Origin of the sequence: Streptomyces sp. NPDC017448 (assembly GCF_044330565.1) — a bacterium.
Classification (GTDB): Bacteria; Actinomycetota; Actinomycetes; order Streptomycetales; family Streptomycetaceae; genus Streptomyces.
Genome location: NZ_JBIRLM010000012.1, coordinates 62827 through 84428, shown reverse-complemented (window position 1 = coordinate 84428; position 21602 = coordinate 62827). Strand labels below are relative to the sequence as shown.

22 protein-coding genes are annotated in these 21602 nt (G+C 75.2%); 10 read left to right on the top strand and 12 right to left on the bottom strand.

Translation table 11 applies throughout. From position 1 onward, the window contains the following. Positions 1-234: 234 nt before the first annotated feature. Entirely contained in the window at positions 235-996 is a 762-nt protein-coding gene (locus tag ACH4K1_RS20755) for a class I SAM-dependent methyltransferase (RefSeq protein WP_398090746.1), read from the bottom strand. 88 nt (positions 997-1084) lie between these two features. On the opposite strand from ACH4K1_RS20755, the gene ACH4K1_RS20750 reads away from it, so the two are divergent. Continuing rightward, positions 1085-1705 (top strand): CGNR zinc finger domain-containing protein, encoded by a 621-nt coding sequence (locus ACH4K1_RS20750; RefSeq protein WP_398090745.1) that lies wholly within the window; start codon positions 1085-1087, stop codon positions 1703-1705. Here the strand turns inward: ACH4K1_RS20750 and sodX are convergent. Continuing rightward, positions 1618-2046, bottom strand: coding sequence for a nickel-type superoxide dismutase maturation protease (gene sodX / locus ACH4K1_RS20745; RefSeq protein WP_398090744.1), 429 nt, complete (start codon positions 2044-2046; stop codon positions 1618-1620). The genes ACH4K1_RS20750 and sodX overlap by 88 nt on opposite strands. A 188-nt stretch (positions 2047-2234) precedes the next feature. Here sodX and sodN point away from each other — a divergent pair, with 188 nt between their 5' ends. The 8 genes from sodN (at position 2235) to ACH4K1_RS20705 (ending at position 10987) form a co-directional block, all read left to right on the top strand. Continuing rightward, positions 2235-2630: a superoxide dismutase, Ni gene (gene sodN, locus ACH4K1_RS20740; protein WP_030579593.1), complete on the top strand. Its 396-nt coding sequence runs from the start codon at positions 2235-2237 to the stop codon at positions 2628-2630. Between the two features lie 284 nt (positions 2631-2914). Further along, positions 2915-3787: an alpha/beta fold hydrolase gene (locus tag ACH4K1_RS20735; RefSeq protein WP_398090838.1), complete on the top strand. Its 873-nt coding sequence runs from the start codon at positions 2915-2917 to the stop codon at positions 3785-3787. A gap of 276 nt (positions 3788-4063) precedes the next feature. Next, positions 4064-5029 carry an alpha/beta hydrolase gene (locus ACH4K1_RS20730; RefSeq protein ID WP_398090743.1) on the top strand — a complete coding sequence of 322 codons (966 nt, stop codon included), beginning with the start codon at positions 4064-4066 and terminating at the stop codon, positions 5027-5029. Next, positions 5026-6354: an acyltransferase gene (locus ACH4K1_RS20725; protein ID WP_398090742.1), complete on the top strand. Its 1329-nt coding sequence runs from the start codon at positions 5026-5028 to the stop codon at positions 6352-6354. Before ACH4K1_RS20730 ends, ACH4K1_RS20725 begins: the two co-directional genes overlap by 4 nt. A 28-nt stretch (positions 6355-6382) precedes the next feature. Continuing rightward, complete coding sequence (locus ACH4K1_RS20720; protein WP_398090837.1) at positions 6383-7807, top strand: sensor histidine kinase; 1425 nt, start codon at positions 6383-6385, stop codon at positions 7805-7807. Continuing rightward, positions 7804-8478 carry a response regulator transcription factor gene (locus ACH4K1_RS20715; protein ID WP_228990219.1) on the top strand — a complete coding sequence of 225 codons (675 nt, stop codon included), beginning with the start codon at positions 7804-7806 and terminating at the stop codon, positions 8476-8478. The genes ACH4K1_RS20720 and ACH4K1_RS20715 overlap by 4 nt, the downstream gene beginning before the upstream one ends. A gap of 41 nt (positions 8479-8519) precedes the next feature. After that, positions 8520-9788 (top strand): DUF1266 domain-containing protein, encoded by a 1269-nt coding sequence (locus tag ACH4K1_RS20710; protein ID WP_398090741.1) that lies wholly within the window; start codon positions 8520-8522, stop codon positions 9786-9788. Beyond that, a complete protein-coding gene (locus ACH4K1_RS20705; protein WP_398090740.1) occupies positions 9785-10987 on the top strand; it encodes a DUF1266 domain-containing protein in 1203 nt (400 codons plus the stop codon). Before ACH4K1_RS20710 ends, ACH4K1_RS20705 begins: the two co-directional genes overlap by 4 nt. 106 nt (positions 10988-11093) lie before the next feature. Here the strand turns inward: ACH4K1_RS20705 and ACH4K1_RS20700 are convergent, their stop codons facing one another. From ACH4K1_RS20700 to ACH4K1_RS20680, 5 genes are all read right to left on the bottom strand, one after another. Beyond that, the gene (locus tag ACH4K1_RS20700; protein WP_398090739.1) at positions 11094-11975 is read right to left on the bottom strand and encodes an SDR family oxidoreductase; all 882 of its coding nucleotides are present in this window, start codon (positions 11973-11975) and stop codon (positions 11094-11096) included. Further along, positions 11972-12343 (bottom strand): DUF952 domain-containing protein, encoded by a 372-nt coding sequence (locus ACH4K1_RS20695; protein WP_398090738.1) that lies wholly within the window; start codon positions 12341-12343, stop codon positions 11972-11974. Before ACH4K1_RS20695 ends, ACH4K1_RS20700 begins: the two co-directional genes overlap by 4 nt. A gap of 88 nt (positions 12344-12431) precedes the next feature. Next, positions 12432-13904, bottom strand: a complete 1473-nt coding sequence (locus ACH4K1_RS20690) for a choice-of-anchor A family protein (protein WP_398090737.1) — start codon at positions 13902-13904, stop codon at positions 12432-12434. Between the two features lie 142 nt (positions 13905-14046). Beyond that, positions 14047-15045, bottom strand: coding sequence for an NAD-dependent epimerase/dehydratase family protein (locus tag ACH4K1_RS20685; RefSeq protein ID WP_398090736.1), 999 nt, complete (start codon positions 15043-15045; stop codon positions 14047-14049). Positions 15046-15146: 101 nt separating this feature from the next. Beyond that, the gene (locus ACH4K1_RS20680; protein ID WP_398090735.1) at positions 15147-16100 is read right to left on the bottom strand and encodes a LysR substrate-binding domain-containing protein; all 954 of its coding nucleotides are present in this window, start codon (positions 16098-16100) and stop codon (positions 15147-15149) included. Between the two features lie 314 nt (positions 16101-16414). On the opposite strand from ACH4K1_RS20680, the gene snpA reads away from it, so the two are divergent. After that, a complete protein-coding gene (gene snpA / locus ACH4K1_RS20675; protein WP_398090734.1) occupies positions 16415-17071 on the top strand; it encodes a snapalysin in 657 nt (218 codons plus the stop codon). 226 nt (positions 17072-17297) lie between these two features. Here the strand turns inward: snpA and ACH4K1_RS20670 are convergent, their stop codons facing one another. The 5 genes from ACH4K1_RS20670 to ACH4K1_RS20650 all read right to left on the bottom strand — a co-directional run bounded on the left by ACH4K1_RS20670 (position 17298) and on the right by ACH4K1_RS20650 (position 21439). Next, a complete protein-coding gene (locus tag ACH4K1_RS20670; protein WP_398090733.1) occupies positions 17298-17654 on the bottom strand; it encodes a GntR family transcriptional regulator in 357 nt (118 codons plus the stop codon). A 2-nt stretch (positions 17655-17656) separates the two neighbouring features. After that, positions 17657-18625, bottom strand: coding sequence for a DUF1648 domain-containing protein (locus ACH4K1_RS20665; RefSeq protein ID WP_398090732.1), 969 nt, complete (start codon positions 18623-18625; stop codon positions 17657-17659). Between the two features lie 227 nt (positions 18626-18852). After that, positions 18853-19524, bottom strand: coding sequence for a DUF6304 family protein (locus ACH4K1_RS20660; protein WP_398090731.1), 672 nt, complete (start codon positions 19522-19524; stop codon positions 18853-18855). 100 nt (positions 19525-19624) lie between these two features. Next, the gene (locus ACH4K1_RS20655; RefSeq protein WP_398090730.1) at positions 19625-20221 is read right to left on the bottom strand and encodes a GNAT family N-acetyltransferase; all 597 of its coding nucleotides are present in this window, start codon (positions 20219-20221) and stop codon (positions 19625-19627) included. A gap of 174 nt (positions 20222-20395) precedes the next feature. Beyond that, positions 20396-21439: a family 2 encapsulin nanocompartment cargo protein polyprenyl transferase gene (locus ACH4K1_RS20650; protein WP_398090729.1), complete on the bottom strand. Its 1044-nt coding sequence runs from the start codon at positions 21437-21439 to the stop codon at positions 20396-20398. Between the last annotated feature and the right edge of the window lie 163 nt (positions 21440-21602).

Here is a 21602-nt window from a genome sequence, read left to right as displayed (position 1 = left end):
GGGGCCCCCCGGGGGGTGTGGCTCCCCACCCCCCCCCCGCCCGGCCGTAGGTGTTCGCTGACCTGGGGGGGGGCGGCCCCCCCCCGGGGGGGCCCCCCGCCCGGGGGGGGGGCGGGGGCGCCTCCGCGTACCAGGGCCCACGTCACGTACCCCGGGCCCACGTCACGTACCCCGGGCCCACTTCACGTACCCGGGCCCACTTCACGTACCCGGGCCTACTTCACGTACCCGGGCCTACTTCACCGCGAGGACGAGGGTGTCCGAGGGCGACGCCCAGACCGCGCGGGCCTCGCCGAAGCCGGAGGCGAGGAGGGTGCGGGCGTGCCAGTCGGCGGAGGGCATGTCGCCGTCCGCGTGCTCTCCGTAGATCGCGAAGCGCTCGGCGGTGGGGGCGGCGAGGACCGGGTCCTTGGCGGCGAGGGCCCACCACTCGGCCCAGTCCAGCGCTCCGGCGGCCTTGGCCCGGTCCATCGCGGCGTGGCGGTGGGCGCGTTCGGCGGCGTTGATGCGGGGGGTGGCCGGGTCGATCGTGCGGTCGGCGTTCATGAAGACCCCGCCGTCCCGGACGAGCCCGCCGAGCTGCCCGTACAGGGTGGCCAGGGGCTCGCTGTGCAGCCAGTGCAGAGCGGTGGCGGTGAGGACGGCGTCGTACGACGTGTGAGGCAGCCGGGCCGTCCAGTCGGGGTCCTTCAGGTCGGCGGTGACGAAGGAGACGCGGTCGTCGCCGTCGAAGGTGCCGCGGGCGATGGCCAGGAGCGCGGGGTCGAGGTCGACGCCGGTGCTCGTGGCGTTCGGGAACCGCTTGAGGAGCCGGTCCGTAATACTTCCCGTACCGCACGCGAGGTCGAGCACGCGCGGTTCCGTTCCCACGACCGCCTCGACCATGTCCAGCATCACCCGGAACCGCTCCTCGCGGTCGGGCATGTACCACTCCTGCTGCCGGTCCCAGCTCTCCTGCCAGGACTGCCAGTCGGTGCCCGTAGCCGTCTCCGTCATGCCTACCTCCACGTAAGGCCCATATCCGCAGATCGACCATTACACTGGCCGATGCCCCGACTCTAGACCCACACCGTAAGGACTACAAGTGGAACTGGCCTATTACTCGGACTACGCCGTGCGCCTGGTCAACACCGAGGAGCCGGCCCGCGGCAAGGACGCCCTCACCTCCGTCGAGGCGGTGCGGGAGCTGTTCGGCGCCAACCAGCAGGCGGCGCGCCGGACGACGGACGCGGACGTGACCCGGTTCCGTTCCGTACGGGCACGGCTGCGCGCGGTCTTCGAGGCGGCGGACGGCGGCGAGGAGACGCTCGCGGTCGACCTGCTGAACTCGCTGCTGCTGGAGTTCCCGGTGAGCCCGCAGATCTCCGGGCACGACGTACGCGACGAGGACGGCAGGCCGGACTGGCACATGCACCTGGCCGACCACCCGTCGAACGCGACCGCCGGCTACGCGGCCATCGCGGCGATGGGCCTGGCCTTCCACCTCACCGAGCACGGCGTGGACCGGCTCGGGCTGTGCGAGGCGTCACCGTGCCGCAACGCCTACCTGGACACCTCCACCAACCGCTCCCGGCGCTACTGCTCGGACCGCTGCGCCACCCGTGCGAACGTGGCCGCCTACCGGGCCCGCAAGCGCGAGGAGGCCGAGCGCACCGGCCGCAGCGCGGAGACCGCCCAGCCGAGCACCGCCGACACCGAGCGCTGACCCTTCGCCAGGGGGCGGTAGCGGGCCAGCACCCGGGCGAGCACGAGCTCCTCGGGCACGACCCCGTAATCCGTGCTGTCCCCACCCGCGAAGGTGTTGTCCCCGCGCACCCACCAGCCGCCGGGCCGCCGCTCGACGGCCCGCTTGACCACCAGCAGATCCTGCTGGAAGGGGTGCCGCAGGATCACCACGTCCCCGGGGCGCACGGGCGCCCCGTACTGCACGAGCAGCAGGTCGCCGTGGTAGAGCGTGGGCACCATCGAGGGCCCGGTCACCTCCACCACCTGCAACGGACGGCGCGTCACCCGCCCGCCTCCGGACACCTGTCGCCGCTCCGGCATCTTGGGCACCTCCCGCTCGTCCTCCGGCACATCGCCAGTACATCGCGCCGCGTACGGCTCCGTACATTCGGCCGACGGCCCGACACCCACCCCGGACTTTTGGCCTAAGCCCCTGGGGCAGCCGCGGAAAGCGGCGCTCCACGGAGTAATGTCCCACCTGAGAAGACGATCACGAGGAGGACAGCTCCATGCTTTCCCGCCTGTTTGCCCCCAAGGTGAAGGTCAGCGCCCACTGCGACCTGCCCTGCGGCGTCTACGACCCGGCCCAGGCCCGCATCGAGGCCGAGTCGGTCAAGGCCGTCCAGGAGAAGTACCAGGCCAACGAGGACGCGGACTTCCGCACCCGCGCGATCCTGATCAAGGAGCAGCGCGCCGAGCTCGCGAAGCACCACATCTCGGTGCTCTGGAGCGACTACTTCAAGCCCCCGCACTTCGAGAAGTACCCGGAGCTGCACCAGCTGGTCAACGACACCCTGAAGGCGCTCTCCGCGGCCAAGGGCTCGAACGACCCGAAGACGGGCCAGAAGGCCCTGGACCTCATCGCCGAGGTCGACCGGATCTTCTGGGAGACCAAGAAGGCTTGATCCCCCGTCGGGCCGCCTGAACCGCGCTTCCGCGGGTCCGGGCCGCCCACGCTTCCCGCACCCGGTCCGCAGGCCGCCGCACTCGGCGGCCTGCGGGCCGGGTGCGGTCGTCTGGCGGGCCAGTCGGGCAGGCGGGGGCTGGAGCGGTGCGGCGGGTGTTCGCCGGCGGAACGGGGGCTTTCTTCCTCGCTCCCTCTTGGCGGTTTGCCCGGGCATGGGCTACGGTCGCGACATAACGAGACGCAACGTTTCGTCTCATGCCTATCGGAACGGTGAGGTTCCTCATGGAACGCTTCGTCGACGTCGCCCCCGGCGTACGTCTCTGGGCGGAGGAGCACGGTGCGCCCGGGGCTCCCGCCCTCCTCCTGGTCATGGGTGCTCAGGCGTCCGGGCTCGGGTGGCCCGACGAGCTGGTGGAGGTGTTGGCCGTGCGGCACCGGGTGATCCGGTACGACCACCGGGACACCGGCCGGTCCACCGCCTCCTTCGACGAACAGCCCTACCCGCTCACCGCGTTGGCGGAGGACGCCGTCGCCGTCCTGGACGCGTTCGGGGTGGAGCGGGCGCACGTGGCGGGGATGTCGTTGGGCGGCATGCTGACGCAGTTGCTCGTCGCCGACCACCCCGACCGGGTCCTCAGCGCCACCGTCATCGGGGCCACCGCGCTCAGCTCCACCCCGTACACGGCACCGGACGGCCGCCGGGTGCCGCCGGAGGAGCTGCCCGGCGTCTCCCCGGAGCTGATGGAGCTGTGGTCGCGGCCCGTCGAGGAGCTGGGGCCGGAGGCCGAGCTGGAACGACGGGTCGAGCACTGGCGGGTGCTGGGCGGCGGTCTGATCCCGTTCGACCCGGAGTACGCCCGCGAGCTGGAGCGCCGGATCATCGCCCACACCGGGCACCACCGCGCCGGAACCGCGCACGCCCGCGCCGACTACTCCGGCATGGTGCGCACCGAGCAGCTCGCCGCCACCGAGGTGCCCACGCTGATCATCTCGGCCCCCGCCGAACCGGTCGCGCCAGCCCCGCACGCCGAGCACCTGGCCCAGGTGATCCGCGGCGCCCGGGTCGTCGAGATCCCCGGCATGGGGCACGCCCTGCCCCGCGAGGTCCACGCCCCGCTGGCCGCCGCGATCCTGGACCACACCGGGCAGAGCTGACCCCGGTCCGCCTCCCCGCGGGCCGGGCCGGGCGTTCCCGCGCCACCCTCCGCCGTGGGCCTGGAACACGGCCGCCCCCGACGGCCCCGCCCCGTCGTCCGGCAGAAGGGGCTCCTCGCTCCTCTTCCCGCCCACGCCCCCTCGCCTCGTACCCGGTGTCATACCTGAGAGCCACCCCCCAGGTGCGCTCCGCGGGGGGACGTCAACTACCGGACCCCTTCCATAACTTCTGTACCGCAACCACGCAACACCACCGGTACGGAAGGAACTCGCCCCATGGCGGACCGCCCCCGCAGACGTCGCATCCGTCGCACCCTGCTCGCCGCCCTCGTCACCTTCGCGGTGGCCGTGCCGGTATCCGGTGCGGCCCGGCCCGCAGCCGTGCCCGCCCCCGCGCCGACCGTCCTCGGGCCGCTGCGGGAGGCGAGCCCGGCGGCCCTCGCCCGGCGGTACGCGGTGAGCCGGCAGGACATCCGGGCGGCCGGGCGGGCGGCGGAGGACCACGGTGACCTGCGCCGGGCGGCCTCGCTGCGGGAGTTCGCCGCGCCGGGGCGGCAGTTCCTGTCCTTCGACGGGCGGGACGGCGGCCGGAGTGTGGAGGTCGTCGGGGAGCTGGCCACCGCCCGGCGGATCGCGGTGCTGGTGCCCGGGGCGGACGTCGGCCCGGACACGTACGGGCGGCTGAGGCGTGACGCGTCCGCGCTGCGCGGGGAGTTGGGGGCGGGCGGGGCCGTGGTGGCCTGGCTGGGCTACCGTTCGCCGGCCACCGTCAGCACCGCCGTCCTCACCACCGAGCGGGCCGAGGAGGCCGCACCGGCGCTGCGCGCGCTGGTGGACGGGTTGCGCGCGGTGCGGCCCGCGGCCCGGATCAGCTTGCTCTGCCATTCCTACGGGTCGGTGGTCTGCGCCCGGTCCGCGCCGGGGACGGAGGCCGACGCCCTCGTGTTCTACGGCAGCCCCGGGGTCGGCGTGGAGGACGCTGTCGCGCTGCGCACGCGAGCGCGGGTGTGGGCGGGCCGGAGCGGTGGAGACTGGATCGCGCGGGTGCCCCATGTCCGGGTGCGGGTGCCGCTCGTCGCGACCGTGGGGTTCGGTACCGACCCGGTGGCGGACCGCTTCGGGGCCGAGGTGTTCGACGCGGGCGACGGCGGCCACAGCGACTACCTGCTGCGCGGCTCCCGTCCACTGGCGAACATCGCCCGGATCGTGGCGGGTTCCGAACCGCTGGAGGCGTCCCGATGAGCGGGCTCCCCACCCGGGTCGTGGCGGGCGCCGAACCCTCGCGGCCTCCCGCGCGCAGGGCCGTACGCGGGGGCGCCGAACCGCTGGGACACCCCGCCCGCAGGGCCGTACGCGAGGGCGCCGAACCGCTGGGACACCCCCTCCGCAGGGCCGTACGCGAGGGTGTCGCCCGGATCGAGGCCGCCACCCCGCCCGGCCGCGACCGGGCCGTCGACGCCCTGCGGGCCCTGGCGATCCTGGGCGTGGTGGGCGGGCACTGGCTGGTCACCGCGCTGGTGGCCGACAGCGGCACGGTGCGCGGGGCCAGTCCGCTGACCGCCATGCCCCGACTGGCCCCCGTCTCTTGGGTGTTCCAGACCCTCGCCGTGTTCTTCCTGGTGGGCGGGGTGGTGGCGGCCGGGGGCTGGGCCTCGGCCCAGAAGCGGGGCGTGCCGTACGGGCGGTGGGTGGGCGGTCGGCTGGCCCGCCTGTTCCGGCCGGTGGCGGCGGTGGTCGCGGTGTGGGCGCTCGCGACGGCCGTCATGCTGGTGGCCGGGGTGGGTGTGCCGACCGTCCGGGCGCTGGGCAAGTTGGTCTGGTCCCCGCTGTGGTTCCTGCTGGTCTTCGCCGCCCTGACCGCGCTGACGCCCCTGGTGGCGCGGCTGCACCCGCTGTGGCCGCTCGTGGTGGTGCTCCACGTCGACCTCGTACGTCTCGGGCTCGGCGGCCCCGACGAGCTGGGGTGGATCAACGTGGTGACGGGCTGGCTGGCGCCCTACTGCCTGGGCGCGCTGGTGGCCCGGGGCGGGCTGCGCGGCCGGGCGGGCCGCTGGGGGTTGCTGCTCGGCGGGGGCTCGGCGGCGGCCGGGCTCGTGCTGTGGGCCGGGTACCCGGCCTCCATGGTCGGTGTTCCGGGCGGAAGGATGTCCAACCTGGACCCGCCGTCCCTGGCCGCCGTGGTGTTCGGGCTGGCCCAGTGCGGGGCGGCGCTGCTGCTGCTCGGGCCGCTGCGCAGGGCGCTGCGCCGGCCCGCGCTGTGGGCGGCGGTGGCGGTGGTGAACCTGGGGGCGATGACCGTCTTCCTCTGGCACCAGACCGCGATGATCATCGTCACGGCGGGCGCGCTGCTCCTCGCGGGCGGCCCGCTGCCCGGGTTGCACACCGTGCCCGAGGGGCCCGGCTGGGTGGCGGCCCGGCTGCTCTGGCTGCCGGTGTTCGCCCTGGCGCTGGCGGGGTGCTGGGCGGCGTTCCGGGGCCACGAACAGGGCGGACGGCGTACGGGCGGGCCCTCCTTTCCCGTACAGGAGTCCGCCCCCGAGCGGAAGGGGCGGGCGCGTCGTGCCTAGTCTGAGGAAGAGCGGAGCCGAGGGGGCGGTGGGGGCGGTGGCGTCATCGAAGGCGGTACGCCTGCGGGCGGCGGTGCGCCGTGCGCCGCGCGCCCTGTACGAGGAGTTGTGGGCGGCTCCGGCGGACCGGGTGCCGCGTATGGAGGAACCGAACGTACCGGTGTGGCGGCCGGTGTTCCTGGTGCTGCTGGTGATCGCCTCGGCCGGCATCGCGGTGATCCGTACCGTGGAGCTCTCCCCGTACGGAGCCGCGGTCAGCGAGCTGGCGGTGCTGGTGGCCGTCGCCCAGAGCGGGGCGCTGGTGGCCGGGATGTTCCGGCCGGTGGGCGCCTGGTGGTCGATGTCCGCGCTGGCGGTCGTGGCGGTGCTGGTGACGGTGGCCGCGGCGCCCCGGGGCCGTCCGGACGGATGGCTCGACGGCCTCCCCATGAGCCCCGCCCTCCTGTATCCCACGCCCTGGGCGGGAGCCGTGCTGCAGGCCGGCGCCCTGTTCCTGCTGGCGCTGCGGGTGCCGCTCCGCCGCGCGGCGCTCGCGCTGGCGCTCTCGCTGGCGCCGACGCTGTTCGTCGCCCTGCGCACACCGCCGCTGCCGCAGGTGAGCCCGCCCGTCGCCGGGCTCGTGTTCGCGACCGCCGTGGTCGTCGGCGCCGCGCTGCGCAGCCTCCGGCTGGCCCGCAAGGACCTCGTCGTCCAGGCCGGGTTGACCGCCGAGGAGCGGGCCCGGCGCGCCCTGCTGGAGGAGCGCAACCGGATCGCCCGGGAGCTGCACGACGTGGTCGCCCACCACATGTCGGTGATCTCCATCCAGGCGCAGGTGGCCCCGCACCTGGTGGAGCATCCCACCGACGAGCTGCGGGAGAATCTGGCCGGCATCCGCGAGAACGCGCTCGAAGCCCTCGCCGAGCTGCGCCGGGTGCTGGGCGTGCTGCGGTCGGAGGACTCCCCCGCCCGGGGCGAGGACACCCGGCACGCCCCGCAGCCGGGGCTCGACGGGCTCGACGGACTGCTCGCCACCGTGCGCTCCGCCGGTCTCGCCGTCACCGCCTCCACCAGCGGCGAACCCCGCCCCCTGCCTCCGGGCGTCGAGCTGTCCGCGTACCGCATCGTGCAGGAGGCGCTGAGCAACGTGATGCGGCACGCGCCCGGGGCGAGCGCGGAGGTGGCGCTCGTCCACCGGCCCGCCGGGCTGACCCTCCGGGTCGTCAACAACGCGCCGGAACATCCGGCCGCCCCCTCCCCCGGCGTACGCCACGGTCTGCTCGGGATGCGCGAGCGCGCGGCGATGCTCGGCGGCGAGCTGGCCACCGGGCCGACGCCCGAGGGTGGCTGGGAGGTCACCGCCCTCCTGCCCGCCGCCGCTCCCCTCCCCGACGCCACGACCATGCCCACACCCGTGACCACGCCCACGCCCACACCCACGACCACGACCACGACCACCGAGGACGCCCGATGACCCCGCCCATCCGCGCCGTGATCGCCGACGACCAGATGATGGTCCGGCAGGGCTTCTCCGTCCTGTTGAACGCCGAGCCGGACATCGAGGTGGTCGGACAGGCCGTCAACGGGCTCGACGCGATCGACAAGGTCGCCGAACTCGCCCCGGACGTCGTCCTGATGGACATCCGCATGCCGGAGCTGGGAGGCATCGAGGCGACCCGGCGGATCACCTCCCCCGAGGGCTCCACGGTGAAGGTGCTCGTGCTGACCACCTTCGACCTCGACGAGTACGTGTACGAGGCGTTGCGCGCCGGCGCGTCGGGCTTCCTGCTGAAGGACGCCTCGGCCGATGAACTCGCCCATGCGGTACGGGTGGTGGCGGCGGGCGACGCGCTGCTCTCGCCGAACATCACCAAGCGGCTGATCGTGGAGTTCTCCCGGACGGCCGGAGCCCCGCGCCCGCCGCTCAAGGCGCGGATCGGGGAGCTGACCGAGCGGGAGACGGAGGTGCTGACGCTGATCGCGGGGGGCCTGTCGAACGCGGAGATCGCCCGGGAGATCATCGTGGCGGAGCAGACGGTGAAGACCCATGTGGGCCGCATCCTGGTCAAGTTGGGGGTGCGCGACCGGACCCAGGCGGCGGTGTTCGCGTACGAGTCGGGTCTGGTGCGCCCGGCCGGGCGCTGACCGCCCGGTGCGGCGCGGGCCCCGTTCCGTAGGATCGGCCCGTGACGACGGGGATGACGGGGACGACGGGGATGCCGCCAGGACCTGGCGGGGGCGGGGCGGGCACGCCGGAACGGGAGAGCGGCGCCGCGGCACCGGGTGCGGCGGGACAGCCGGGGGGCGGCCGGGGGGCTGACGCTCCCACCGAGGTCGAGCGCGAGCTGGCGGCGGCCCTGGCGGGCGGCGGCCGGGACGCGGTCCTCGACGTCCTCGCCCGCACCCGGCTCCACGTCCTCGTCCCCCGCCTGCACGCGGACGTCCCGGACTGGACGGCCCCGCTGCCCACGTTCCGGGACGGGGCGAGCCGGCGGATCTGCGTACCGGTGCTGACCCCCGGCCTGCTGCCGTCCTGGCACCCGGAGTGGGTGTTCCGGGCGGTGGACCTCGGCGAACTCGCCCGGATCTGGCCGTACGACGCACGCCGCCTCGCCGTGAACCACGGCACCCCTTTCGCCGCCCTGATCGACGCCGGGCCCCGGCGGCTGCGGTCCTGGCAGAGCGCCGACGCCCGGTCGGGTGCGGCCCGCCGGGGCCGGCTGCTCACCGACGCCGCCGGGCCCCTGCACGGGCCGCTCGCCCACGGCCTGGCGCTCGGCGCGCACCTCGCGGTCCACAACGGCCTCGTCTGGAACCGGCTGGGCGCGGTCTACCAGGACTACGCGACGGACCGGGCCCGGCTGCGCAACCCCTGGGGCGTCCAGCACCGGGCCGACTTCCGCAGGCGACTGGAGTCCCTGATGAAGTACCGGCTGGTGGGACGGGTCCAGGAAACGGTGTTGCGGGCCCGCCACACCCTGGCCGACCGGTTGGGGCGCACGCCGACGCGCGCGGAGTGGGCCGAGGCGGTGGAACGCGCGTTCGCGGCGCGCGACGCCGAGGACCGGGCGGAGGCGCACCGGGCGCTGCACCGCTTCGTCCGGTACGAGGAGCGCTTCCGGGCCGACGGGGTGCTCGCCCCGGGCCGGCGGATCGACACGCTCGCCGCCTTCGACCTGGGGCGGGCGGCCAACGTCGTGCGGCTCGCGCTGAGCGCCCGCCTCACCGAACCGCGGGAAGCCGAGCAGGACGTGCTGCGCCTGGTCGAACCGGCCCGCCGGGCGTATCCCTCCTGGGCCGACTTCTCCCTCGGCTACGCCCTGGCCCGCCTGGTCCACGGCGACGACGCGGACGGCACTCCCGGCGAGGAGTTGTTGTACCGGCAGTCGCTGGACCAGCACCACATCCTCACCCAGGACCCCACCAGCCCCTACCGGAACATCCCCTGGTCATGAACCCGAATCCGCCTTCCCCCACCCCTCCGGCCCCCGGCGCCCCGGCCCCGTGGGCGCCCGCCCCCTGGGTGCCGCCGTCCGAGACCGAGCAGCTCCTCCACGAGGCCGCGCTGCGCGGTGACGTACGGGGTCAACTGGCCGCGCTGGCCGGGGCCGAGCTGTACATCCCGGCCCCGCGGGCGGAGGCGGACGCCGACCCGGAAACCCTGGTCTGGCGCAGGCACGTCGATCCGGCGGGCTTCGTCTGCCGACCGCTCCTGACCCGGGGGATGCTGCCCGCCTGGCATCCGGACTGGGTCTTCCGCGGGGTGACGCTGCGGTGGGTCGCCGAGTTCGGCTGGTCCGATCCGCAGGTGTGGCTGGGCGTGAACGTGGGAACACCCGGTCAACTGCTGCTGCCCGCCGCCCCGGCCGATCTGGCGCTGTGGCAGCGGGCCTACGCGGAGAACGACCGGGCGCCGGGCAACCGCCTCGTCGCACTGCGGCACGGCGCGCTGCACGGGCCGCTGGCGTACGGCCTGGCCTGCGGGGTCCATCTGGCGATCGGGAACGGGGTGCCGTGGAACGAGATCGGCACCGTCTACCGCGAGTACGTCGAGGAACGCGAGCAGCTGCGCGACTCGTGGGGCATCACCGACCACGAGGGGTGGCGCAGCCAGCTGGACGCCCTGCTGGACGCGCGGAACAGCCCGCCGGAGCCGGACTTCGTGCTGCGCGCCCGCGAGCAGTTGACGGCGGCCATGGGCGAACTGCCCTCGGCCGATCTGTGGCGGGAGACGGCCGCCGGCCACGCACAGGACCTCGGGGCCGACGCCGCGACGGTCAAGGGCATCGAGGAGCTGGTGCGCCGGGTCGTGCGGTACGAGGCCCGGTTCCGCGCGGACGGGCTGCTGCCGCCGGACGGCCGGGTGCGCACGACGGTCGCGTACGACTACGGGCGGGCGGTGAACCTGGCGCGCTGGGGGTTGTCGGCACGGTTCTGCGGACCGGCGGACGCGGAGGCGGCGATCGTGTACGCGGGGGCGCTGAGCAAGTCGGCCCACCGTTCCTGGGAGGAGTTCTCCGCGGGGTACGCGCTGGGGCGGGTGCTGCGGTTCGACGACGAGGAGTACGGGCCGTTCTACGAGCAGAACGTCGTCGCCCACCGGCTGCTGGCCCAGAGCGAGGGCAGCCCCTGGAAGCACATCCCGTGGCGGTGAGGCGGAGGGCCCGGGGCGGCCGCCGGGGAGTCCGTCCCGAGGGGCCGGGGCGGCCCCGGCCGGCCGCCGGGGTGCGGGAGGCGGTGGGCCGGGGCGGGGCCGCCCGTCAGCCGCCGGGGAGCAGGTGGCGGTAGCTGTCCGGGTTCGCCGCCAGGAATGCGGCGAAGCCCGTCGCCGGGCGGCCGGTGAGGGTGGGCACCGCGTCGGAGACAGCGGCCAGCTCCCCGTTGGCGATGGCCTCGTACGAGGTGACCCAGCCGGCCACCTCCCACTCCGGGGCGCCGTAGCCGGCCCGGGAGGCGTAGGCCTCCTCCCGGCTCTCGGGGACGTAGACGACGGGCCGCCCGGTGGCCCGGCTCAGCTCCTCGGCCGCCTCGGCGAGGGTGAACGCCTCGGGCCCGGTGAGGTCGTAGGCCAGCCCGTCGTGGTCCGTGCCCGCCTCCAGCAGGACGGCTGCCGCCGCGTCGGCGATGTCCTCGTGGGTGACGGCCGCGACCCGACCGTCGCCCGCCGGTCCGCGGAGGACGCCGTCGGTCCCGGTCATGGCGGGCAGCCCGGCCTGGTACCAGTTGTCCCGCAGGAAGGTGTGGCGGACACCGGCCGTACGGAGGTGGGCCTCGGTGTCCCAGTGGTCGCGGGCGAAGGTGAACGTGGCGTCCGGGGCGGCCCCCTGGAAGGACACGTACACGATCCGCTCCACGCCCACCGCCACGGCCGCGTCGATCGCCGTGGTGTGCTCGCGGACCCGGTCGGGGCTCTCGTGGGCGGAGACGAGGAACAGGGTGTGGGCCCCGTCGAGGGCGCGGCGCATGGCCTCCCCGTCGCCGTAGGGAGCGGCGGGGGCGCGGTCGGCGCCGGGTACGTCGGGCAGGCGGGCGGGGTCGCGGCCGAGGAGCCGTACGGGCGCGCCGGTCCGGGCGAGCCGCCGGGCGACCCGGCCGCCGACCGCTCCGCTCGCTCCGGTCACCGCGGTGAGGGGGGCGTTCATGAAGTTGCGTCTTCCTCTCGTCGTTGGTGGCGCCAGTTCTCCAGGGGCCGCACCTCGACGACCGCCTCCACCGGGAGCGGTCCGTACAGGTGCGGGAACTCCTCCCCGCCGGGCTTCAACGCCTCGAACCGGACGGGGTCGGTGAGGCGGGCGGGGTCGACGACGAGGACCACCAGGTCCCGGCCCCCGGCGCCCGCCGCCTCCCCGTACAGCATCCGGGCCACGCCGGGGAGTTGGCGGGGCAGCGAGAGGTGGATGAAACCCTCCTCCCGCAGGGTGCGGCCGCGGGTGGACATCTCGTACGTCCCGGTCCTGCGGGCCGCCTCCCACAGCGGTGCTTCGGTGAGGTGCAGCAGAGGTTCGGTCATGGGTCCACGCTAGGGGCTGCCGCCCACCTGCCGTCGTCGCCCGACAGACGGCAGGCCGGCGACAGGTCCGGGCCGTGCCGGAGCGCGGTCAGTGGTCGCGGCGACGGGCCCTGCGCGTGGCCACGAGGACCGTACCGCCGGCGGCCACCAGCGCTGCCGCGATGGACCCGAGCACCCGTTCGCCGCCCCGGGCCCCGGTGCCGGGCAGTTCGCCGGGGTGGCTCGGCGAGGGCGTGGGGTGGGGAGTGTGGCCGGTGGGGGCCGGGGTGGGGTCGGTGGGACCAGATGTCGGGGCGGTGGGGCCGGGGGTGGGGTCGGTGGGGCCGGGCGTCGGGTCCGTGGGACCAGGGGTCGGGTCCGTGGGGCAAGGCGTCGGGTCTGTGGGCGTCGGCGTTGGCGTCGGGTCCGTGGGGGTGGGCGTCGGGTCTGTGGGCGTCGGCGTGGGATCGGTCGGCGTCGGCGAGGGCGTGGGATCGGTCGGCGTCGGCGTCGGTTCGGGGGTGCACGACGGCAGGTCGCCGTTGAAGGGGTACGCGTGGATCTCCTGGCCGCCCGACTGGCCCGCCGAGGTGTGGGTGAGGGAACCCGCCGTGTAGAAACGGCCGTTGGTGCCGCTCATGTCGAGCGTGGTGGTGCTCGACGGCTGGCCCACCAGCACGCTGCCCTGGAACTGCGCCGGGCCCGTCAGGGCGAGGTCGGTGGCGTCCGGGAAGTTCCACAGCAGGTTCTCGCGCAGCCCGGGGTCCGAGAAGGCCCCCATGTACGTGGCGATGCTGCGCGAGGCCCCGTAGACGTTGACCAGGACCGTCGCCCCGGCGGGGATGCCGGCGAAGACGATGCCCGTGTTGCCGCCGTTCGCGGCCGCCAGGTCGGCGTCCACGTCGAAGATCTGGAGCGCGGACCTGCCGTCCCCGATGAAGGTGGCGACGTCGCCGACCACCCGCCAGGTGCCTGTGGCCGTCCGGTGCTCGTCGCCCTCGTACGCGTAACACCGGCTGGCCTCGGTGAGCTGCGGGCGCAACCCGGTGTACGGGGCGGCCGCGTCCTCGTCGAAGCGCGGGGCCGCGGCGGGGTTCACCGTGCCCGTCAGCTCTCCCGCGTACGCGACGCGGCCGGAGTGCGTGCCCTCCTCGGCCAGGAGGCGCCGGCCCGCGGCGATGGTCACGTCCCCGCCCACCGTCAGGTAGTCGGAGCCGTCCGGCGGCGGCACTCGCGAACCGACGCCCGCGACGCCGACGTTGTAGACCTGCGAGGCCCCCGCCCGCTTCTCCATGTCGAACCGGCCGAGGGTGACGATCTTCCCCTCCGCCTCGGCCGCCGCCTGCCGGACCAGGAAGCCCCCGCCGACGTACACGTTGATGTTGCTGTCGTAGCCGAGGACCGGGCCGTTGTCGGGCTCGTTCCAGTTGGGCGGGCAGGAACCGCCGAGGCAGGGCCCCAGCCCGCCCGGGAGCGGATCGGCGCCCGCGGCCGGGGCCAGCACGCCCACCACCGCCGCGGCCGTCGCCCCTGTCACTGCTGCCCGGATCGCGTTGCCGCGCCTGCGCGCCTTCTGTTCCATGCCGCGCAATATGCATGGTCATCACTTTGTCGTTTTGTATGACACGCCGCGCTTATCCGATTCCGTAGACCTATAGGAGGTTTCTCCCCCGCGACACGCACGGAAAGGCCCCTCCGGCACCCCGCCTGTGCGCTGCGGCACCTCAGAGCCCCAGCAGTTTCGCCTCCCGTTCGGGGTCGAGGCCCAGGACGGGGCGGTCGGGCCGCCGGGGCGCCGTGCCGCCCAGGGCGCGCAGCCAGCTCCAGGTGTCCGCGACGGTCTCCTCGACCGGACGGCAGCGCAGCCCCGCGGCGTACGCCTTGGCGTGGCCGCCCCGGTGCAGCGTGTCGTGCAGCTCTCCCGGGGGCAGCCAGATCGGCAGGTCGCTCCAGGGCTCGACCCCGGCGGCGAGCAGGGTCTCCGCGTCGGTCCAGCGCAGCTCGGCGTCGGACCCGGTGGCCGCCACGCAGGCGGTCAGCAGCTCCCCCATGGTCGCGTGACCGGGCCGGCTGACGGTGTTGTACGCACCGTGCAACCCGCGCGCCGCCGCGTCCAGCATCCACCGGGCCAGGTCGCGGACGTCGATGTACTGGAGCTCCGCCCCGGGGGCGCCGGGGGCGATCACCGGTCCGCCCCGGGCGATCCGGGACAGCCACCAGGGCAGCCGCCCGATGTTCTCCCCGGGGCCGATGATCAGTCCGGCCCGCGCCAGCAGGGCCCGGTCCCCGAAGGCGTCGAGGGCCGCCAGCTCACCGCCGCGCTTGGCCCGGTCGTACGGCACGTCCCCGCCGTCGTCGGGCGAGGCGCCGCCCACCAGCGGGCCGTCCTCGTCCAGCCCGGCGGCGGCCGGGAAGGCGTACACCGAGCGGCTGGAGACGTAACCGAAGTGCCCGGCCCGGTCGGAGAGCAGCCGGGCCGCGTCCCGGACGGCGGCGGGCGCCCCGCTCCAGGTGTCGACGACCAGGTCCCACTCGCGCCGGCTCTCCGCGAGCGCGGCGAGCCCCCGGGCGCCGTCGGTCCGGTCCCCGGTCAGCGCGGTCGCCCCGGGCGGGGGCGCGTGCCGACCGCGGTGGAAGACCGTAACCTCCCAACCCCTTTCCAACGCGGCCTCGGTGACCGCCCGTCCGACGAATTCCGTACCGCCCAGCATCAGCAGCCTCATGGCACGACCCTGCCCCGCGGAGAACGGCGGGACAACCCGGCGACGCTGACGGCGTAACCGGGAACTCCCGGCGCGGGACGCGGAGTCCGGGGGCCCGGGAGTCAGGGCGTACGGGCCAGCGGAGAGCGGTGGCGCACCAGCCACTCGTGGTAGCCGCTCGCCCGTCGCGCCGCGTCCCGGTAGGCGTCCTCCAACTGCGCGTACACCACGCCGATGTCGGTCCCGGGCCGGAAGGCCAGCAGGAGGCGCACCGCGAGCGGGTCGCCCACCAGCGGGCGGATGACCATGTCGTCGCGCGGGCCCGAGGTCGGCTGGCAGGGGGCGACGGCCTCGCCGAGCACGACGAGGGAGGCGGCGGTGAGGTAGTCGCCGTGCAGGACCGGCGGGTTCAGCCCGGCCGCGCCCAGCACCCGGCGCACCCCGTCCCACTCGCCGTCCACCGTGGGATCGACCATCCACGGGTCGCCGGCCAGGTCCCCCAGCTCCACCACGCGGCGGCGGGCGGCCGGATGGTCCCGGGAGAGCGAGATGAACTGCGGTTCCCGTTCCACGAGTACGCGCTGCTCCAGCCCCTCGGGCACGGCGAGCGGGGAGCCCTCCACCTCGTGCACGAAGGCGACGTCCAGCCGGCCCGCCTCCACCGAGCGCAGCAGGGCGCGGGCGGAGACGTCGACCCGCAGGGAGATGTCGGTGCCGGGCAGGGCGACGCGCAGCCGGTGCAGCCAACCGCCGACGACCCGGCTCGCGGTGGAACCGATGCGCAGCCGGGGTCCGCCGGGGCGTGCGGCCTCCGCCTCCGCGAGCGCGTCGGCGACCAGGTCGTTCATGCCCTGGACGAGAGGGCGGGCCCGGTCGAGGACGGCCCGCCCCAGGGAGGTCGGGCGGCAGCCGGTCCGTTCGCGGCGGAAGAGTTCGGCGCCCAGCACGTTCTCGATCCGTCGCAGCTGGGTGGTCAGCGAGGGCTGACTCACGCCGAGCCGGCGAGCCGCCCGGTGCAGGCTGCCCGCCTCCGCGATGGCGCACAGCGCCCTGAGGTGTCTCACCTCCAGCTCCATGCAGCGGAGACTATGACCGCCGCCCACCGCGCACCAGATGCCGCAACCTCACCAAAGCGCCTCAATTCAGAGGGTGTTGGGCTGGGGGAGATGCGGCGATGCGGTGCACATGACGTGAACATGACGTGAAGGGGGGCGGCCGGAGCGCTCGGGGAGGGGGGCGGCCCGGGGATAGGGCGGCGCTATCGCCGTTCGACATCATCCCGTCGGCTGTGCGCTGCCCCCACACTCTTCCCCGTACCGCCCCGCGCCTCGTCCGTTCAGCGGACACCCCCACGGCGCGGGCTCGATCGGACAGGTAGGAGAAATCCCCCATGAGACACCTCAGGACCGCCGTCGCCACCGCCGCCGCCGGCCTCGGCCTCCTCGCCGCGCTGGGCACCGCTCCCGTCGTCGCCGCCTCCCCGGCCCCTGCCGCGGCCCCCGCCTCCACCACCGTCGCCGCGTACAACGGTTCGGGCGAGAACGCCGCCGCGAACCGCGCCTTCCTCGACGCGGTCATGAAGTCGGTCGCCGAGAAGCGCGCCGCCAACCCCGGCGCCCAGGCGGTCACCGTCACCTACAACGCGTCCAGGGCCCCGAGCTTCCGCAGCCAGATAGCCCGCAGCACCCAGATCTGGAACAGCTCGGTCACCAACGTCCGCCTGCAGGAGGGGTCCAGCGCGGACTTCACCTACCGCGAGGGCAACGACCCGCGCGGCTCGTACGCGAGCACCGACGGGCACGGCCGCGGGTACATCTTCCTGGACTACCGGCAGAACCAGCAGTACGACTCGGTCCGCGTCACCACCCACGAGACCGGACACGTGCTGGGCCTTCCGGACACCTACTCCGGCCCGTGCAGCCAGCTGATGTCCGGCGGCGGCCCCGGCCCGTCCTGCACCAACGCCATCCCGGACGCCAACGAGCGGTCCCGGGTGAACCAGTTGTGGCGCTACGGCCTGGCGGCGTTCGCCCGCTCCGCTTCCTGACCCGACGGGAGACGCCGGGACCGCCGACGGCGCCGCGGGCGGCGGCCGCGGTCCCGGCAGCCCGCACGGACGGTGGAGGGCCGGCCGGCCCTCCTCCCCGGGGCCGGCCGAGCCCTCCCACCGCGCGGCGGAAGGGCCCTTCCCGCACGGTGGAGGGCCCTTCCCGCGCGGCGGAGGGTTCTTCCGCGCGGGAAGGGCCCGCCGTACGGCCACCCGGCGCCCCCCGTCAGGCGTCGAGTTCGGCGCGGACGAGGGCGACCAGCTCGTCCTCGGTCATGCCCAGGTCGCGGGCGTCCGCGACCGCTTCGCGGACCCGTTCCAGCAGCCTGGCCCGCTGCGGCGAGGCGTTCGCGGTGATCGCCGCACCCCGTCCGCGCCGAAGTTCGATGAGCCCCTCCTCGCGCAGCCGCTGGTAACCGCGCAGCACGGTGTGGACGTTCACGCCGAGGGATTCGGCGAGCACCCGGGCGGCCGGCAGCCGCTCGCCCGGGGACACCGCACCCTCGGCCACCGCGCGCCGCACAGCGGCGGCGATCTGGTCCCCGAGCGGCACGGTGGAGGTCGGATCGACCCTGAAGAGCATGGTCAGCGCCCCGTCCGCCGCCGGTCGAGCAGCGTGTTGAGCAGGGCGGAGCCGGTGGCCGAGTCGTCGACGGTGACGGCGAACTCGCGCCCGCCCGCCAGGCTGACCACGATGGCCTCCCCCGAGCGGGTGATGACGCCGCTGCGGCCGGGGCGGATGCGGTAGCCCCACCCCCCGTACTCCGCTACGGCGTTGACGCGTCGGCTGTCGGCCCCCTCCATCCGCTCCAGCGGCACCCGCACGCGGGGCCTCGGCAGCAGGCCGGAGACGGTGAGGCCGCGCCGGTCCACGGTGACGTGGGGGCGGCAGAAGGTACCGGCCGCCAGGGCGAGGACGGCCAGCGGTCCGCCGATGAACCAGCTCAGCTCCCGGCCGGCCACGGCGGCGGCCGCCAGCAGGACCAGCACGGCGAGCGGGGCCCACCACGCGCCGGTCCCGCGCACCCAGCCGGCCACCTCGCCGTCCGCGAGCGCGATGTGCTCCCGGCCCGCCGGGCTCCCGTCGCCGGGCTCGTCGGCCACGGGGACCAGCCGGGACAGCAGGGCGCCGAGCGCCCAGGCGGCGGCCCCGGCGCCGAACGCCACCGCGACATGGCGGAGGGGGAAGCCGTCCGCCGGACCCCCCTCGGGGGCGTCCGCGTTGACGAGGGGGATGGCGATCAGCAGGTAGCCGAGGAAGGCCGCGAGGGCGAACCCCCCGCCGGCCAACCGCGCCCGGGCGCGACCGCGGAGCTCGCCGCTGACCGCGACGAAGGCCCACAACCCCCCGATGACGAGCAGCATGGGGAGCGTGCAGAGGAGATAGGCGGTGAAGCTCATGTACCGGTCGGCGGAGCCGTCGACGGCGAAGTGGACGGCCATCCGGTCGGGCAGGCGGTCCCGGACGGTGAGGTAGAGGACGAGGTCGACGAGGAACGCGACCAGGAAGGGCAGGGCCGCGAGCGCGGCACGGCCGAGGTTCTTGCTTGTCATGGAAAACCTCCGTTGTTCGCATGCTAGTAGAACAATGCGAAGAGAGCAACGGGCCGCATGACGACACACGTCCGCCCCGCACCGGACTGCGGTGCGGGGCGGACGGGGTGGCGGGGGGGGCGGCACGGGGAGGGTGGGGGGCAGGACGGTACGGGGGTGGAGGGGCGGGGGCACGGGGGCGGGGCGGGGGCCCGGAAGAGGCGGAGAGTGCGGCCGCTCCGGGCCGGTCAGGCGCGCTCCAGGGGGACGGCGTCCCCGCGGCGGGCGCCGAGCGCTTCGGCCGGCCCCGCCTCGAACTCGCGGCAGCTCCATATCTCCTGGACCGTTCCGGACCGCCGGTCCCACAGCTCCAGGACCCCGCCCTCGTCCGCCGCCGGGCCCCGGTAGGCGTCCCTGGCGTCCCGGAAGCAGGCGAGCGTGCCGGAGAGGCCGCGGCCGGGGGCCGGGAAGGGGCCGGAGAAGGCACAGGCGCTACAGGTCTGGAGCCGGACGCCTTCCGGCAGGCCCCGCCGGAGGGTGGCCAGGGCCGCGGTGAAGTCGCGTTCGGCGCGGGCCGATTCGTACACCGCGCCGTCGAGATGGAGGGCGAGGTGGAGGGCCGGGTCGTCCCGGCGCAGCGAGAGCAGGCAGCCGAGCGTGGCGTGGCGGAGCGCGCCCGCCACGAGGACGGGCAGCGGCAGGTCCCACTCCAGTACGCAGTCGGTGAGCGCACCGCCCACGGAGTCGGCCACGCCGCCCTCCGGCAGGACACCGGCGACCGGGCGCAGGCCGTCGAAGCTCTCGCCCTCGAAGTCGGCGCCGCGGACGCGGATCCGCAGCCGCTGCCCGTCCGTGGTGAGGACGACGGCCTCGGAACCCCTGGCGTCCCGGTACCAGCCGGACCACGACTCATCTGTCATGAGCAGGGACTGTAGCCCCTGCCCCGCAGGGGGCCCCTGGAGGGGTCCGCGCCCTCTTCCCGGGCGGCTCCCGCACTCCTCGACCGCCCGGCCGGATGTCTCAACCCGCCTGTGGATCCCGCCACATGGGGTACATGGGCGGCCCGTCGGGGAGGTCGACGGTACGACCGAGGAAGCGGAAGCCGAGCCGTTCGTACAGCCTCCGGCTCCGGGCGCTGCTCGCCTCCAGATAGGCCGGCAGGCCCTCCCGGTCGCAGCGCTCCAGCTCCGCCCCGATCATCTCCGCCCCGATGCCCTCGCCCTGGCGGTCCGGGGCGACGCCGATCATCAGCAGGTAGGTGTGGGCCTGCTCGTGCGGGTGGACGGCCCCGGTGAGCCTGCCCACCAACTCGCAGCGCTCGTTGTCCGGGTCCGCGACCCGCCGCATCAGGGCGGGGGTGGGGTCCTCCTCCTCGGGGGCCCCGGCGGGCACCGGCAGCCACAGGGCCACGGCGGCCCCGTCCTCGGCGATGTCGATACGGCCTTCGGCGAGGGCGACGTCGACGAAGACGCCGAGGAACCTGCCGTGCACCGCGCGGCGGTGGCCCTCGTCGGGGAACACCCACCTGCTGACCGGGTCGTGGTGGAACGCCTCCTCCATGACCGCGACCACCCGCTCCCGGTCGCGCCGCTCCGCCCGCTCGATCCGTACGCCCACGACCGGCCCGCCCCTCTCCGATTCCCCGTCAACCTACCTCCTGAATACTAGAGTTGAGTCTCAGAGCCCGGTCGTGCGCCGGGGGGGGCGGCCGACCGTGAGCCCCGGCCCGCCCGGTCACGCGGGCGGCTCAGCCGGTACGGCGAGGCGGCCCGGCCGGTCACGCGGGACGGGTCAGCTGGTACGGCGGGTGACGAATTCGGCCAGGGCCAGCAGGTCGCCCGCCGCACCCGGGTCGGGGACCGCCCGGGAGAGGTGGTGGACCGCGCGGGCCATCCGGTCGGCGGCGCCGGTCTGGGCCCAGTCCCGGCCGCCGGCCCGGTCCACCGCGTCGGCCGCCCGGCCCACCTCGGCGGCGGTGTTCATGGGGCCCCGGTAGAGCGCGGCCAGTTCGGCGGCGGCCGGGGTGCCGGAGGTGAGGGCGGCGACCACGGGCAGGGACTTCTTGTGGGCGGACAGATCGGCGCCCACGGGCTTTCCGGTGCGCTCCGGGTCGCCCCAGATGCCGATCAGGTCGTCGATGAGCTGGAACGACAGCCCGGCCTCCCGTCCGAAGCCGTCCATGGCGCGGACCGCCCGGTCCTCCGCGCCCGCGTAGAGCGCTCCGAGCGCGCAGGCGCAGCCGAGCAGGGCGCCGGTCTTGGCGGCCGCCATGGACAGGCACTCGTCGAGCGTGACCTCGTCGGGCCCGCGCTCCTCGAAGGCGCAGTCCGCCTGCTGGCCCGCGCACAGTTCGATGACGCAGGCGGAGAGGCGGGCGACGGCGTGTGCGGCGGCCGGATGCGCGTCCTCGGCCAGCAGCCGCTGGGCGAGGGCGAGCAGGGCGTCGCCGGTGATGATGGCGTCCGGGATGCCGAAGACCGCCCAGGCGGTGGGCCGGTGCCGGCGGGTGGTGTCCTCGTCGATGACGTCGTCGTGGAGCAGGGTGAAGTTGTGGGCGAGTTCGACCGCGACGGCGGCCCGGACGGCCTGGGCCGGATCGCCGCCCAGCGCCCGGGCGGCGGCCAGGACGAGGGCGGGCCTGATGGCCTTCCCCGCCTGGCCTGCGGCCGGGGTTCCGTCGGCGTTCTGCCAGCCGAAGTGGTACATCGCGATCCGGCGTATGCCGCCCGGCAGCGTCTCGACGGCCGCGCGCAGATGCGGGTCGACGACGGCACGGGTGCGCTCCAGGAGCGCCGCGGCCTCGTGCCCTTCCGTCGCTGCGTCCGTACTGGTCATGGTCACGGTCACTCCCTGGGGCGAGGCGGTGGGTGCGGGCCCGGGGGGGGGGGGGGGGCCCCCCCCCCCCCCCCCCCCGCGGGGCGCGCCGGGGCCCCCCCCCCCCCCGCCCGAGTACACCACACCCCGGGGGGGCCGGCTCCCCCGGGGGCGGGGGGGTTAA

Bases quoted from the DNA above. Each gene is read 5' to 3' on its own strand.
- ACH4K1_RS20685 (WP_398090736.1), bottom strand. From the start codon at position 15,045: ATGAGGCTGCTGATGCTGGGCGGTACGGAATTCGTCGGACGGGCGGTC.
- snpA (WP_398090734.1), top strand. From the start codon at position 16,415: ATGAGACACCTCAGGACCGCCGTCGCCACCGCCGCCGCCGGCCTCGGC.
- ACH4K1_RS20680 (WP_398090735.1), bottom strand. From the start codon at position 16,100: ATGGAGCTGGAGGTGAGACACCTCAGGGCGCTGTGCGCCATCGCGGAG.
- ACH4K1_RS20650 (WP_398090729.1), bottom strand. From the start codon at position 21,439: ATGACCAGTACGGACGCAGCGACGGAAGGGCACGAGGCCGCGGCGCTC.
- ACH4K1_RS20670 (WP_398090733.1), bottom strand. From the start codon at position 17,654: ATGCTCTTCAGGGTCGATCCGACCTCCACCGTGCCGCTCGGGGACCAG.
- sodN (WP_030579593.1), top strand. From the start codon at position 2,235: ATGCTTTCCCGCCTGTTTGCCCCCAAGGTGAAGGTCAGCGCCCACTGC.
- ACH4K1_RS20695 (WP_398090738.1), bottom strand. From the start codon at position 12,343: ATGACCGAACCTCTGCTGCACCTCACCGAAGCACCGCTGTGGGAGGCG.
- ACH4K1_RS20705 (WP_398090740.1), top strand. From the start codon at position 9,785: ATGAACCCGAATCCGCCTTCCCCCACCCCTCCGGCCCCCGGCGCCCCG.
- ACH4K1_RS20735 (WP_398090838.1), top strand. From the start codon at position 2,915: ATGGAACGCTTCGTCGACGTCGCCCCCGGCGTACGTCTCTGGGCGGAG.
- ACH4K1_RS20660 (WP_398090731.1), bottom strand. From the start codon at position 19,524: ATGACAGATGAGTCGTGGTCCGGCTGGTACCGGGACGCCAGGGGTTCC.
- ACH4K1_RS20700 (WP_398090739.1), bottom strand. From the start codon at position 11,975: ATGAACGCCCCCCTCACCGCGGTGACCGGAGCGAGCGGAGCGGTCGGC.
- ACH4K1_RS20690 (WP_398090737.1), bottom strand. From the start codon at position 13,904: ATGGAACAGAAGGCGCGCAGGCGCGGCAACGCGATCCGGGCAGCAGTG.
- ACH4K1_RS20730 (WP_398090743.1), top strand. From the start codon at position 4,064: ATGGCGGACCGCCCCCGCAGACGTCGCATCCGTCGCACCCTGCTCGCC.
- ACH4K1_RS20715 (WP_228990219.1), top strand. From the start codon at position 7,804: ATGACCCCGCCCATCCGCGCCGTGATCGCCGACGACCAGATGATGGTC.
- sodX (WP_398090744.1), bottom strand. From the start codon at position 2,046: ATGCCGGAGCGGCGACAGGTGTCCGGAGGCGGGCGGGTGACGCGCCGT.
- ACH4K1_RS20755 (WP_398090746.1), bottom strand. From the start codon at position 996: ATGACGGAGACGGCTACGGGCACCGACTGGCAGTCCTGGCAGGAGAGC.
- ACH4K1_RS20725 (WP_398090742.1), top strand. From the start codon at position 5,026: ATGAGCGGGCTCCCCACCCGGGTCGTGGCGGGCGCCGAACCCTCGCGG.
- ACH4K1_RS20665 (WP_398090732.1), bottom strand. From the start codon at position 18,625: ATGACAAGCAAGAACCTCGGCCGTGCCGCGCTCGCGGCCCTGCCCTTC.